Genomic DNA, 13,021 nt, shown 5'->3' on the forward strand with positions numbered 1-13,021 from the left:
TAGCGCAGCGGCACGGGTCGTCAAGAGTGACCTGCGCCACGCCGCCGTGGACGCGGGACCCCGGTGGCGAGAGGATGGCACTCGCCCGTCCGTGGCTCCCGAGGAGGCCGTGTGGAACCCACCGTCGCGACGACCCGCCCCGCCATCGTCACCGTGGACGACGACCCCGGGGTCTCGCGCGCCGTCGCGCGCGACCTGCGCCGCCGCTACGGCGACCGGTACCGCATCGTGCGCGCCGAGTCGGGTGCCGAGACGCTCGACGCGCTGCGCGAGCTCGCGCTGCGGGGCGAGGACGTCGCCGTCGTGCTCGCCGACCACCGCATGCCCGGCATGACCGGGGTCGAGCTCCTCGAGCAGGCGATGGACCTCTTCCCCGCCGCGCGGCGCGTCCTGCTGACCGCCTACGCGGACACCGAGGCCGCCATCGAGGCGATCAACGTCGTCGACCTCGACTACTACCTGCTCAAGCCGTGGGACCCGCCCGAGGAGAAGCTGTACCCGGTCGTGGACGCCCAGCTCGAGGCGTGGTCCGCCACGGACCGGAGCCGCCCGGCCGAGACGGTCGTCGTCGGGCACCGGTGGTCGGCGCGCTCCTCGCAGGTGCGCGAGTTCCTCGCGCGCAACCGCGTCCCCTACCGCTGGTACCCCTCGGAGTCCGCCGAGGGCGCGCGCCTGCTCACCGCGGCCCAGACCGACGGCGAGACCCTCCCCCTCGTGGTGACGCCCGAGGGCGAGGCGCTCGTCGCGCCCGACGACGCCACGCTCGCCGAGCGCGTCGGGCTCGCCACCCGGCCCACGGCCGACTTCTACGACCTCGTCGTCGTGGGCGGAGGTCCCGCCGGGCTCAGCGCCGCGCTCTACGGGGCGTCCGAGGGGCTGCGGACGGTGCTCGTCGAGCGCACGGCCACGGGCGGGCAGGCCGGGCAGAGCTCGCGCATCGACAACTACCTCGGCTTCCCCGACGGGATCTCGGGCGCGCAGCTCGCCGAGCGCGCGCGACGCCAGGCCGTGCGGTTCGGGGCCGAGATCGTCACGACCCGCGACGCGGTGGAGCTCGACGTGGAGGGGCCCGCGCGCAGCGTGCGCTTCCCGGACGGCACGTCGATCGACGCCCACACCGTCATCCTCGCCTCGGGCGTGTCGTACCGGCTGCTCGACGGCCCGGGGCTCGGCGACCTCGTCGGGCGCGGCGTGTTCTACGGGTCGGCGCTCACGGAGGCCACCGCGTGCCACGACCAGGAGGTGTACGTGGTCGGCGGCGCCAACTCGGCCGGCCAGGCGGCCCTGTACCTGGCCCGCGAGGCCAAGCGGGTCACGCTCGTGATCCGCGGCGACTCCCTCGCCCGCTCGATGTCGTCCTACCTCGTCGAGCAGGTCGAGGCGCACCCCCGCGTGCGCGTCCTGACCCGCACGGAGGTCGTCTCGGCGTCGGGCGACGACCACCTGGAGCACCTCGAGCTGCACGACGTCGACACCGGCACGACCACGCGCGTCGAGTGCGGGTGGGCGTTCGTCTTCATCGGCGCCGCGCCCCGCACCGACTGGCTCGACGGCGTCGTCGCACGCGACCCGCGCGGGTACGTGCTCGCCGGTCCGGACCTGCTGCGCGACGGCGCCCTGCCCGCCGGGTGGTCGCTCGACCGCCCGCCCTACCACCTCGAGACGTCCGTGCCCGGCGTGTTCGCCGCCGGGGACGTGCGCTCGGAGTCCGCCAAGCGCGTCGCGTCCGCCGTGGGCGAGGGCGCCATGGCCGTCATGCTCGTGCACCGCTACCTCGAACAGCTCTGACCCCACCCTTCCGTCCCGCGCGACACAGCCCCGACCCGAACCCGGAGGCGACACCGTGACCAGCACCGAGGACCCCACCACGACCCCGCCCACCCCGGGCACCTCCGCTGCGGCCGCCGCGCGCGGGTGGCTGCCCTGCGACGTCGACGAGCTGCGGGCGACGTTCCTGTTCGAGCACCTCACCGACGACCAGCTCGCGTGGCTGTGCGCGACCGGCCACGTCGAGCGCCACGACGCGGGCTGGCTGTTCCACGAGGGCACGCCCGCCGAGTCCTTCTACGTCATGCTCGACGGCGGCGTCGCCCTCTACCGGCGCGTCGGCGAGGACGAGGTCGAGGTCTCGCGCACGCACCAGGTCGGCGTCTACATGGGGGCGTGGAACGCCTACCTCGGCGACCGCCTGCCCCAGACGTACCTGCACTCGGCGCGCGCCCTGGAGCCGTCCCGCTTCTTCGTGCTCGAGGCGCACGACTTCGCCAAGCTCATGACGGAGTGGTTCCCCATGGCGGTGCACCTGCTCGAGGGCGTGTTCTGGGGCACGCGCGACGCGCAGCAGCTCGTCGGGCAGCGCGAGCGGCTGCTCGCCCTCGGGTCGCTGTCCGCAGGTCTCACGCACGAGCTCAACAACCCTGCCGCGGCGGCGGTGCGCGCGACCGGGACCCTGCGCGAGCGCGTCGCGGCCATGCGGCACAAGCTCGCGCTCATCGCCGACGGCCCCTACGACCGGGCCACCCTCGCCGAGCTCATCCGGCTCCAGGAGGAGGCGCTCGAGCGCTACGCGGACACCCGGACGGCCGACGCCGTCGGCGCGCTGGAGACGTCCGACCTCGAGGACCGCCTCACCGACTGGCTCGACGACCACGGCCTCCCGGAGGGCTGGCGCGTCTCCCCCGCGCTCGTCCAGGCCGGCATCGACGAGCCCTGGCTCGACCGCGTCGCCGCGCGCGTCGACGCCGGAGCGCTCACGGGCGCGGTGAGCTGGCTCGCATACACGATCGAGACCGAGCAGCTCATGGCCGAGATCGAGGACGCCACCGTGCGCATCTCCTCCCTCGTCGGGGCCGCGCGGCAGTACTCCCAGCTCGACCGCGCGCCGTTCCGACCGGTCGACCTGCACGAGCTGCTCGACTCCACGCTGACGATGCTCGACCACGCGCTCGCGGGCGTCGAGGTCGTCCGGCGCTACTCCCCGGACCTGCCGCCCGTGCCCGTCTACGCCGCGGAGCTCAACCAGGTCTGGACCAACCTCGTCGAGAACGCCGCGCAGGCCATGGGCGGGACCGGCACGCTCACGGTCACGACCCGCCGCGTCGACGACCGCGCCGAGGTCGAGATCGCCGACACCGGCCCCGGCATCCCCGACGACGTCCGCCCCCGCATCTTCGAGCCGTTCTTCACGACCAAGCCGGTCGGGCAGGGCACCGGGCTCGGCCTCGACATCTCGTGGCGGATCGTGGTCAACAAGCACCACGGCGACCTCACCGTGACGTCCGTGCCCGGCGACACGCGGTTCGTCGTGCACCTGCCGCTCGAGCCCGCGCAGACCCCGACGCAGCCCGCACCGACCCCGGAGCCGTGACGACCCCCGCCCCCGCCGCGGGGACGTCGCCCGTCGGCGAGGAGCGCCACGCGTCGTGGCTCGAGCTCTTCTTCGACCTCGTCGTCGTCGCGGGCATCGGCATGCTCGCCCACCTGCTCCAGGAGGACCACGACCGCGGTGGGCTCGCCCTCTACGTCGTCGCGTACACGGCGTTCTGGCTCGTGTGGGCGTGCTTCACCACGTACGGCAACGTCGCGGGCGAGGGCGCCCGGGCGCTGCCCATCCTCGCCGGGATGGCGGCGCTCGCCGTGATGATCGCCGCGGTGCCCGGCATCCACGACGAGCACGCGCAGGCGTTCGCCGTCGCGTACGTCGTGGGTCGGCTCGTCGCCGCGCGCCCCTGGCGCCGTACGACCGTGGTCGTCGACCTGCCGGTGGTGCAGGCGCTGACCGGCGTCGTGCCGTGGATCGTGTCGTGGTGGTTCGACGGGCAGACCCGGTACACGCTGTGGGCCGTCGGCCTCGCGATCGACCTCCTGCTGCTCCTCACCCTCTCGGGCGAACGCCTCGTGCAGCGCGCCCAGGAGCGCCTCGACGAGGTCCGCGAGCGCCGGGGTCGCGGGCGCGGCGGCCGGCCCGACCGCCCGGGGGGCGCTGCCCGGGGGCGCGACGAGCGTGTGCCCGCGGGCCAGGCCGAGGCGAGGCGCGGACGCGACGGACGGCGGGGTGCGGGAGGCGCGCGGGGCGCGGAGGGTCTCGAGGTGCCGACGACGGTCGACGCGGCCGTGAGCGACGTCCCGCACCTCGGCGAACGGCTGGGCCTGTTCGTCATCATCGTGCTCGGCGAGGGGCTCATCCAAGCCATCGACGCCGCGAGCGAGGCCGAGTGGGACCGCACGCTCCTCGTCGCCGGAGCGGGGGCGTTCACGCTCCTGGTCGGCCTGTGGGCCCTCACCGTGCGGTCGGGCTACGCGGGCGTCGCGCTGCTGCGCCCGGCCGGGGTGCCGCCGCGGTCGGCGTGGTTCCTGCACCTGGTCACGACGGGCGCCCTGGCCACGCTCGCGGGCGCGCTCGGCGGCGTCCTGGACCGTCCGGCGCGCGCGCTCGATCCCGGCGAGCTCGCGCTGCTCGTCGGCGCGTTCGCCGTGCACGGGCTCGTGTCCGCGGGGGTGCACGCCGCGCTGCGCGACGCGCGGACCGCCGTCCTGCTCGCCGTCCCGGTCGTGATCGCCGGCGCGGTCGCGTGGCTCGCGGGCGGGACGATCTCGGCCGCGGGCCTGGTCTGGGTGCTGTCGGGCGCGCTGCTCGTCCAGCTCGCCCTCGTCGGCAGGACCCGCTCTCCCCGCACACCGGCCGGCGACCGCGCCTGACCGGGCGACCTGCCGTCGCTAAACCGTGGACGTCCCGCGCTCGCGGGCATAGCCTCGTGGCGTCCGGTCGAACCCGCCCGGACGCTCGACCATGACGACCGGTGAAGGAGAGGTGGACCCGCGTGCTGCACCAGTGGTCCACCGACCCGTCCCGAAGGGCGCTCCTCAGGTAGACGACGTGCGTCGTCCACCTGCAGAGCCGTCCTGGGGCACCGTCCTGGGGCGGCTCTCGTCGTCCCACCCGGCTGCGCGGCCATGACGGCCGCCGACACGACAGGAGGCGCGACGATGAGCGAGGTGGTCATCTACAACCTCGGCGGCAGCCAGGAGCTCGGCCGCGTGTCGTTGCGCCACGCGATCCGCATGCTGCACCGGCGGGTCGCCGAGGTGCTCGAGGCCGTCGAGGGCGAGACGTTCGGGCCGTACCAGCGGCCGCGGTCGGTCGCGCTCGTGCGGTACGTGCACGCGCGGTGGGTGTACGAGCGCCAGGGTCGCGTCCCGTACTCGCGCGCGGCGCTGCTGCGCCGCGACCGGTACCGCTGCGCGTACTGCGGCGGGACCGCGACGACCATGGACCACGTGGTCCCGCGCTGCCAGGGCGGGACGACGACGTGGCTCAACGCGGTCGCGGCCTGCGAGCCGTGCAACGCCGCCAAGGGCGGCCGCACGCCCGAGCAGGCGGGGCTGCGGATGCTCAGACGCCCGTTCGAGCCCGCGTTCCGCGACATCTACCCGTCGGCGCCCGCCCCGCGCAGACGCTGACGGGTCCCCGGCCGGTCCCCGGTCGGTCCCAGGCCGCCCGGCCGGTGGCGGTGACACCGGCCGGGCTTCCCCTCCCGTCGCCCGTCCCCCGTCCCGACGTCCGGGACCGGACGCCGTCCCCTCCCTCCCGGTAGAGCCGGTCCGCGTCTCGCACCCACCCCGGGTCCCGGACCGCGCGAGGGAGACCACGATGGCGAGGTTCCGGATCGGGACGTTCAACGTCGAGAACCTGTTCGAGCGCCCGCGCGCGATGGCCGGCCCGCTCACGGGCGGCAACGCGGTCCTGGCCGCGCACGCCCGGGTCAACGCGCTGATCGCCGAGGAGCAGTACGGGCCCGACGTGCGGGCGGAGATCCTGCAGCACCTGGAGACCCTGGGCCTGCTGCGCTCCGACTCCGCGGCGCTCGCGGTGCTGCGCCAGGTGCGCGGCCGTCTCGTACGGCGCACGGGCTCCCAGGCGGCGGGCACGGCGCGCACCGAGGTCGTCGCCACCGGGCGCGGCGACTGGGTGGGCTGGGTGGACCTGGTCAAGGACCGGGTCGACGAGCTCGCCATGACGCACACCGCCCGCGTCGTCGCCGACGTGGACGCGGACGTCCTGGCCGTCGTCGAGGCCGAGAGCCGCGTCGCGCTCAAGCACTTCACGGACGCGGGCGTCGTCACGCGCGCCGGTCGCCCGGTCTACCCCCACGTCATGGTCATCGACGGCAACGACGACCGCGGGATCGACGTCGGGCTGCTCACGACCCGCCCGTACCGGATCGGGACCGTGCGCTCGCACGTCGACGACCGCGACTCGCGCGGGCGCCTGGTGTTCGGCCGCGACTGCCCGGAGTACGTCGTCGAGCTGCCCGGGGGCGGCACGCTCACGGTGCTCGTCAACCACTTCAAGTCCAAGGGCTACGGCACGCAGGCCGAGTCCGACGCGACGCGGCGCCGGCAGGCGACCCGCACGGCCGCGATCTACGCGGACCTGCGCGCCCGTGGCGAGGAGAACGTCGTGGTCTTGGGCGACCTCAACGACACCCCGGCGTCCACCCCGCTGCGCCCGCTGCTGGAGCGGACCGACCTACGCGACGTGAGCGAGCACACGGCGTTCCGCGGCGACGGCCGGCCGGGCACCTACGGCAACGGGACCGCGAGCCAGAAGATCGACTACGTGCTGCTGTCCCCCGCGCTGTTCGACCGGACCGTCGGCGGGTCGGTGTTCCGCATGGGCGTGTGGGGCGGCACGAAGGGGACGTTGTTCCCCCACTACGACACGATGACGTCGGCGACGCACGCCGCCTCCGACCACGCCGCGCTCTACGCCGACGTGGACCTCGGCTGAGGCACGGCGTCGAACCGGATCGCGCCGGACACCACGAGGTCGGCGCGCGACCGCGTCGACTCGACGAGGAGCGCGTTGCGCCCGTCGACCTCGGTGGCCCACGCGGTCGCGGCCTCGACCGTGCGCCCGTGGCGCGTGTGCCGGTCGACGAGGCGGCGCTCGCGCTCGCCGCCGTCCGTGCCACAGAACCACGCCTCGTCGAGCAGGTCGCGCACGCGCCCCCAGGGCCCCTCGGCCACGAGCAGGTAGTTCCCCTCGACCACGACGACGCGGTGCTCCGGGGTGACGGCGATCTCCCCGGCCACGGGCTCGTCGACCTCGCGGTGGAACGACGGCGCGTACACGGTGCGGTCGCGCTCCTCGCGCACCCGGCGCAGCAGGGCGACGAAGCCGTCGCCGTCGAACGTGTCGAGCGCGCCCTTGCGGTCGTGGCGGCCGAGCCGGTCGAGCGTCGCGTTCGCGAGGTGGAACCCGTCCATGGGCAGGTGCACCGCCTCCGGTCCGATCGCCTCCACGAGCCGGAGCGCGAGCGTCGTCTTGCCCGCCCCGGGGCTGCCCGCGATCCCGACGACGACCCGCCCGTCCGTCGACCGGTCCACGAGCGCGCGCACCCGCGCCAGGAGCGCGACGGCGTCCGTCACCTCGGGCGACGGCTCTGCGGCGACGGGCGGGTGCGGCGCGCGGCCCTTCTCGACGGTCATGGACACAGTGTCCCGTGCCCGTGGACGTGCCCGCGGCCCACCCTTCCCGGTGTCCGCGGCGTCGGGACCGATGAGTCGCCGGCACCCGGTGGGTCTCACCCCTCGACCGAGGACCCACGAACGCAGGAGGACCCATGGCCACGGTGGTCGCAGGAGCGGCGGTGTCGCTCGACGGCTTCGTCCAGGACGCCGACGGGAGCATCGAGGCGCTGTACGCGGACTTCGAGGAGCTGGCGAGCAGCGCGTACCTGCGCGGGCTCCAGGAGCGCACCGGCGCCGTCCTCATGGGCCGGCGCACGTACGACATGGCACCCGACCCCGACGGCTACGCGGACGGCTACGAGTTCCAGGTGCCGATCTTCGTCGTCACCCACACGCCGCCGCCGGTCGCGCCGAAGCGCAACGAGCGGCTGTGGGTCACGTTCGTGACGGACGGCGTCGAGTCGGCGGTCCGGCAGGCCCGCGACGCCGCGGGCGAGCGCGACGTGACCTTCATCGGCGGGGCGGACGTCTTCCGCCAGCTCTGGGCCGCCGGGCTCGTCGACGAGCTCGCGGTGGAGGTCATGCCGGTCCTCCTCGGAGGCGGCGTCCGGCTGTTCGACGGCGAGTCGCCCGCCGCGTTGGAGAAGGTGCGCGTCGACGAGCTCGGCGCGCGGACCGCGCTGCGCTACCGGGTCGTCCGGACGGCGGGTCCGACGGCCGGGCAGGCCTAGCTCACGCGCTCGCCGGCACGACCCGGTCCGTCCCCTCGGGCGGTCGGGACGCGAGCGCCGCAACAGGGTTGCGCGCGAGGTCCACGACCGGGAGCCCGGTCTCGCGGCTCAGCGCGCGCAGCAGGCCCGCCCGCGAGGCGTAGCCCGCGGCGTGGGCCGCGGCGTCGAGGTGCGACCCGCCACGCAGCCGGGCGACGGCGACGTTGAGGTGGGCGCGCGTGCGCCAGCGGCCGAACGCGAGCCCGGTCTCCTCGACGAAGAGGCGCTGGACGTGCCGCGCGCTGGCGCGGCGCCGGTCGGCGAGCTCGTCGAGCGTCGCGACGCCCCGGCGGGCCTCCTCCGCCACGGCCCGCGCGACGGGGTGCACGGGCAGCCGCAGGACGAAGTAGTCGCCCGCGAGCCCCCGCAGGACGTCCTCGAGCGCGGCGCGGAACGGTGCGACCTGCTCGGGCGTCGCCGGGGCCGCGCACAGGACGGCCGTGAGCACGGTGGTGAGCGCGGGCACGACGCCGAGGCGGTGGACGCGCGTCGGCGGCTCGACCCCGGGCGAGAGCACGGGCCCGAGCGCCATCGAGTCGCCCGGGAGGCGCATCGCGTGCGGGACGCGCGGGGCGAGCCACAGGTTCTCGTGCGTCCGCAGGGTCAGGGGCGAGCCGTCGACGACGAGCTCCGCGGTGCCGGCGACGACATGGACGAGGTGCGGCTCGTCGTGGGCGTGGGTGTCGTGCCCGAGGAAGCGGACGGAGTGCTCGGGGACGACGGCGCCCAGCGCGGTCGGGGTCATGCGCCCTCCTCTCCCCTGGGCTCGGGTCCAGGTCGCCGTGTCGTCTTCGGGACGGGTCGTGTCATGTTCGGACGCGGTTCGTCCGCCAGGTGTGGTTAGCCTAACCTCGCGAGGTGCGCCCCGGTACGCCGTGCGGCCCCCGCGTCCCTGCTGCCGAGTGTGAGGTTCCATGCTGTCGTCACGTCGCCCCGCCCGCCGTCCCCTCGCCGCGCTGAGCGCGCTCGTCGCCGCCGCGACGCTCGCGCTGGCGGGCTGCTCCGCCGACACGACGCCGTCCGACGCGGGCGCCGAGCCGTCCGCGGAGCCCGGCACGACCGCCTCCGAGACCGCCACCGAGCGGGTCGTGACGACCGACCAGGGCGACGTCACCGTCCCGACCGACCCGCAGCGCGTCGTCGTGCTCAACCACGCCCTCGCGGGGTACCTCTACGCGCTCGACGTGCCGGTGCTCGCCACGGTCCCCGAGGTGACCGACGACCCGGACCCGAAGTTCTCCACCTTCTGGGCCGAGGAGGCCGAGGCCGACGGCACCGAGCTCATCGAGTGGAGCGCCGACGGCTACAACCTCGAGGCGATCCTCGCCCTCGAGCCCGACCTCATCGTGGGCGGCGGCTGGGGCTTCCCGCTCAAGCAGGCCACCGACGTCTACGACGGCCTGAGCCAGATCGCCCCGACCGTGCTCGTCAGCGGCACGTACACGACGTGGCAGGAGCAGTTCGCGTTCCTCGCGCAGGACGTGTTCGACGACGCCGCGACGTACGACGAGCTCGTCGCCGGGTACGACGCCCGGGTCGCCGAGGTGGCCGACGCGATCACCGTCCCCGAGGGCGAGACGGCCTTCCTGGCGCTGACGTCGGAGGGCAAGACGTTCGCGCTCATCGAGGGCGAGGCGCTGCCGAACACGTTCGCGGAGCTCGGCTTCGCGATCCAGCCCATCCAGGAGCAGACCGGCGCCGAGCCGTACACGCCCGGGGGCGACATGTTCGAGGTCTCGGCAGAGCAGGTGACGTCCGTGGTCACCGCGCCGAACGTGTTCGTCATCGGGTTCAACGGCGCCGAGATCGACTTCGACGCCCTCGCCGCCGACCCGGTGTACGCGGGCCTGCCGTCGTTCGCGGCCGGGACGGCGCACGAGCTGCCCACGTGGACGATCCGCGGGGACTACCACGAGGCCATGGCCCTGCTGGACGTCGTCGAGGAGCAGCTCTCCTGATGGCCCAGCACCGCCTGCGCACGCACCCGCTGGTGCTGCGGCGCGTCGAGGTCGCGCGCGTCGTCGACGTGACGCCCCGCATGCGCCGGGTGACGCTCGTCGGGCCCGAGCTCGGGGCCTTCGAGCGCGACGGCCAGCCGATGCCCGCGTTCGACGCACCGTCGTTCGACGACCACGTGAAGATCGTGCTCGCGTCCGACGGCGACGTCGCCTCCGCGCTGCCCGTGCAGCGCGCGCACGGCATCGACTGGCCGCCCGCGCCGAACCGGCAGGGTCGCGACTACACGCCGCGCCGCTGGGACGCGGCGACGGGCGAGCTCGACCTCGACCTCGTGCTGCACGGCGACGGCCCGGCCGCGGCGTGGGCCCAGTCCGCGCGCCCGGGCGACGAGCTGTGGTTCGTCGGCCCGAAGGCCTCGACCGTCTGGCCGGAGGACGTCGACTGGGCCCTGCTCGCGGGCGACGAGACGGCGCTGCCCGCGATCGGGCGATTCCTCGACGAGCGACCGGTCGACGTGCCCGTGCAGGTCGTCGTGACGATCGGTGCCGAGGCGGCCCGACAGGACCTCGCGCTGCGCGAGGGCGACACCGTGCGGTGGGTCGTCGCGCCGGAGGGCGACCGCGCCGCGCTCGACGAGGCCGTGCGCGCCCTGGAGTGGTGGCCCGGCCAGGTCTACGCGTGGGCGGCGAGCGAGAGCCGTGCGCTCCTGCCGGTGCGGCGGTACCTCACGCGCGAGCGCGCCGTGCCCCGCACGCACGTCGACGTCACGGGCTACTGGCACGCCGAGCTGGCGGCCGCCCCGGCACCGGCCCAGGGGTCCGCGGCCGAGGCGGAGCCGCAGCCCACGGGGGTCCCGTCACCCGTGCCCTGGTTCGCGACCCGCGCCGCGCTGCAGCTCGGCCTGCTCGACGAGCTCGGCGCGGGGCCGCGCGACGTCGCGACCCTCGCCGAGGTCACGCGTGTCGCGCCGGGCGCGGTGCGCGCCCTGGTGGGCGTGCTCGCGGCGGCGGGCGTCGTGACGCTCGACGGCGACAAGGTCGTCCTGGCCGACGCGGGCGAGGATCTCCTCGACGACGAGCACGAGCGCGAGGAGTACGAAGGGCTCGAGGCGGACGCCGTCCTCGCGCTCGCCGCGCTCGCCCCCGCGCTGCGCGACGGCGCACCGGCCTGGTCACGCGCGTTCGGCCGGTCGTTGCGCGCCGAGGTCGAGGCCGACGCCGACCGCGCCGCCGAGGTCGTCGAGGGCGCCGACGTGCTCCCGTACGTGCTCACGGGCCTCGGTACGTGGCCCGTCTGGGCGGACGCGCGGTCCGTCGCGCTCGGCGGTCCCGGCGCGCTCGTCGTCGCGGACCTGCTCGCCGAGGTCCCGGGCGAACGCGCGACGACGCTCGTCGAGGACGCGGTCCCGCTCGGGGTCCTGCGCGAGCAGGCCGGGACCGGCTCAGCGCACGCCGCGGCCGAGACGTGGCCCGCTGCCGACGTCGCCGTGTGCGCGCTCGGGACCGGCCACCGCACCGACGACGAGGTCGTCGACCTCCTCGTCGCGATGCGCGCCTCCGCGCCGCACGCGGTCCTCGTCGAGGACTTCACGCCCGACGGGCTCAGCCCGCACGCGCACGAGCACGCCCTGCTCGCGCTGGCGACGACCGGTTCCGCGCCACGCACGCCCGACGACGTCGCCCGGCTCGCGGAGCGCGCGGGCTGGCGCGTCGGACGGCACGAGGCGCTCGGCTGGGGTATCGAACGGGTCGAGCTCGTGGCCGTGCACGCCTCACGCGCATCTCGTCGGTAGCGCAGCAGCGGCGCCGATGCGAGTCGCGAGGGGGGTCGCCGAGGGCTCCTGGCCCGTCGCCGACAGAGGCCGCCACGCGGTCGTGCGACTCTGGTCGTCACCAGCAGTGGTGAGCTCGCGGCCCGCTCTGCCGAGCACGCCGTGGTCCACCGCGGCGCGATCGTCCTGACCGGGGCCATGGCCTGGTACCGCCTCTAGTCTCTCGTCATGGACAGTCAGTGGCCGGTGGAGCCCGAAGAACTCCCTGACGGGTCCTTGCGCGCGCCGGATGACGTCGTCTATCGCCGCACCCCGCGGCGCGTCACCCGAAGGATCGGGACCGACCTGCTCGCCGCCGGCGCCATCGTGGTCACCGACGTCTACCCCGAAGGCCTCACGTTCTCCATCGGCGATGCGGCACGTGCGGCCTGGGAGGACGTCGCGCCGCGCCTGGTCACCGGGCGCCGGACCGATGCGCACGACATCCAATGGGTCGGTCATGTCTGGGAGTCTGACGACGGCCGTCCGTTGATGCGCTTCGACGGCGAGCACTAGTTCCCGCACACTCCCGAGTCGATGACACCGGAGCAAGGGACGCCCTCGCCTCGCCGTCCCTGTGGCACGCGACGAGCAGCACTCACCCGAGCCGCCCTGGCCGGGTCCCGGTCCGTAGACTCGGGCGATGAGTCTTCTCGCTGCTGAGCACGCGCTCCAGGCCGCCCAGCGCGCCGGTGACGTCGATGCGCTGGACGCGTTGCTGCACCCCCGGTGCGTGGGCGTCGGGCCGGACGGGTCCGTCTTCTCCAAGGAGGACGACCTGGAGAGCCATCGCACGGGCCAGCTGCAAATCACCCGCCTGGAGGAGGAGTCCCTGGACGTCCAGGAGGACGCCGCGAGCGGGGTGACCCGGCTCGTCGCGGCCGTCGAGGCGATCCAGGCTGGCGTCGCGGTCTCCGCGCGACTGACCTACACGCGCCTCTGGGTGCGGACGGACGACGGGTGGCGGGTCCTGGCTGCGACGCTCGCACCCGCCACGACGCCTGCCTGA

Annotated in this window: 12 protein-coding genes; 10 read left to right on the forward strand and 2 right to left on the reverse strand. The window is 75.0% G+C overall.

The window, feature by feature from the left end; translation table 11 throughout:
- Positions 1 to 111 precede the first annotated feature (111 nt).
- From ACFVN3_RS12840 to ACFVN3_RS12860, 5 genes are all read left to right on the forward strand, one after another.
- Positions 112 to 1,788 (forward strand): FAD-dependent oxidoreductase, encoded by a 1,677-nt coding sequence (locus tag ACFVN3_RS12840; protein WP_378233236.1) that lies wholly within the window; start codon positions 112 to 114, stop codon positions 1,786 to 1,788.
- Between the two features lie 55 nt (positions 1,789 to 1,843).
- The gene (locus ACFVN3_RS12845) at positions 1,844 to 3,367 is read left to right on the forward strand and encodes an ATP-binding protein (protein WP_378233237.1); all 1,524 of its coding nucleotides are present in this window, start codon (positions 1,844 to 1,846) and stop codon (positions 3,365 to 3,367) included.
- On the forward strand, positions 3,364 to 4,698 hold the full coding sequence (locus ACFVN3_RS12850) for a low temperature requirement protein A (RefSeq protein WP_378233238.1): 1,335 nt from the start codon (positions 3,364 to 3,366) through the stop codon (positions 4,696 to 4,698). Before ACFVN3_RS12845 ends, ACFVN3_RS12850 begins: the two co-directional genes overlap by 4 nt.
- A 288-nt stretch (positions 4,699 to 4,986) precedes the next feature.
- The gene (locus ACFVN3_RS12855) at positions 4,987 to 5,460 is read left to right on the forward strand and encodes an HNH endonuclease (protein WP_154798684.1); all 474 of its coding nucleotides are present in this window, start codon (positions 4,987 to 4,989) and stop codon (positions 5,458 to 5,460) included.
- 190 nt (positions 5,461 to 5,650) lie between these two features.
- Positions 5,651 to 6,790 (forward strand): endonuclease/exonuclease/phosphatase family protein, encoded by a 1,140-nt coding sequence (locus ACFVN3_RS12860; RefSeq protein ID WP_378233239.1) that lies wholly within the window; start codon positions 5,651 to 5,653, stop codon positions 6,788 to 6,790.
- On the opposite strand, the gene ACFVN3_RS12865 is transcribed toward ACFVN3_RS12860, so the two are convergent.
- On the reverse strand, positions 6,766 to 7,491 hold the full coding sequence (locus ACFVN3_RS12865; protein ID WP_378233240.1) for a nucleoside/nucleotide kinase family protein: 726 nt from the start codon (positions 7,489 to 7,491) through the stop codon (positions 6,766 to 6,768). The two genes, ACFVN3_RS12860 and ACFVN3_RS12865, sit on opposite strands and share 25 nt — an antisense overlap.
- Before the next feature lie 134 nt (positions 7,492 to 7,625).
- Here ACFVN3_RS12865 and ACFVN3_RS12870 point away from each other — a divergent pair, with 134 nt between their 5' ends.
- Positions 7,626 to 8,204, forward strand: a complete 579-nt coding sequence (locus ACFVN3_RS12870; RefSeq protein WP_378233241.1) for a dihydrofolate reductase family protein — start codon at positions 7,626 to 7,628, stop codon at positions 8,202 to 8,204.
- A gap of 1 nt (position 8,205) precedes the next feature.
- Here ACFVN3_RS12870 and ACFVN3_RS12875 read toward each other — a convergent pair whose 3' ends face one another.
- Positions 8,206 to 8,988 carry a helix-turn-helix domain-containing protein gene (locus tag ACFVN3_RS12875; RefSeq protein ID WP_378233243.1) on the reverse strand — a complete coding sequence of 261 codons (783 nt, stop codon included), beginning with the start codon at positions 8,986 to 8,988 and terminating at the stop codon, positions 8,206 to 8,208.
- A 169-nt stretch (positions 8,989 to 9,157) separates the two neighbouring features.
- Between ACFVN3_RS12875 and ACFVN3_RS12880 the strand changes: the two genes are divergently transcribed.
- The 4 genes from ACFVN3_RS12880 (at position 9,158) to ACFVN3_RS12895 (ending at position 13,021) form a co-directional block, all read left to right on the forward strand.
- Complete coding sequence (locus ACFVN3_RS12880) at positions 9,158 to 10,201, forward strand: ABC transporter substrate-binding protein (protein ID WP_378233244.1); 1,044 nt, start codon at positions 9,158 to 9,160, stop codon at positions 10,199 to 10,201.
- Positions 10,201 to 11,994, forward strand: a complete 1,794-nt coding sequence (locus ACFVN3_RS12885; RefSeq protein ID WP_378233245.1) for a siderophore-interacting protein — start codon at positions 10,201 to 10,203, stop codon at positions 11,992 to 11,994. The genes ACFVN3_RS12880 and ACFVN3_RS12885 overlap by 1 nt, the downstream gene beginning before the upstream one ends.
- 207 nt (positions 11,995 to 12,201) lie before the next feature.
- Positions 12,202 to 12,528: a hypothetical protein gene (locus tag ACFVN3_RS12890; protein WP_378233247.1), complete on the forward strand. Its 327-nt coding sequence runs from the start codon at positions 12,202 to 12,204 to the stop codon at positions 12,526 to 12,528.
- A gap of 127 nt (positions 12,529 to 12,655) precedes the next feature.
- Positions 12,656 to 13,021 carry a nuclear transport factor 2 family protein gene (locus tag ACFVN3_RS12895; RefSeq protein WP_378233249.1) on the forward strand — a complete coding sequence of 122 codons (366 nt, stop codon included), beginning with the start codon at positions 12,656 to 12,658 and terminating at the stop codon, positions 13,019 to 13,021.

It is taken from the genome of Cellulosimicrobium sp. NPDC057862 (assembly GCF_042797035.1).
Taxonomy (GTDB): Bacteria; Actinomycetota; Actinomycetes; order Actinomycetales; family Cellulomonadaceae; genus Cellulosimicrobium.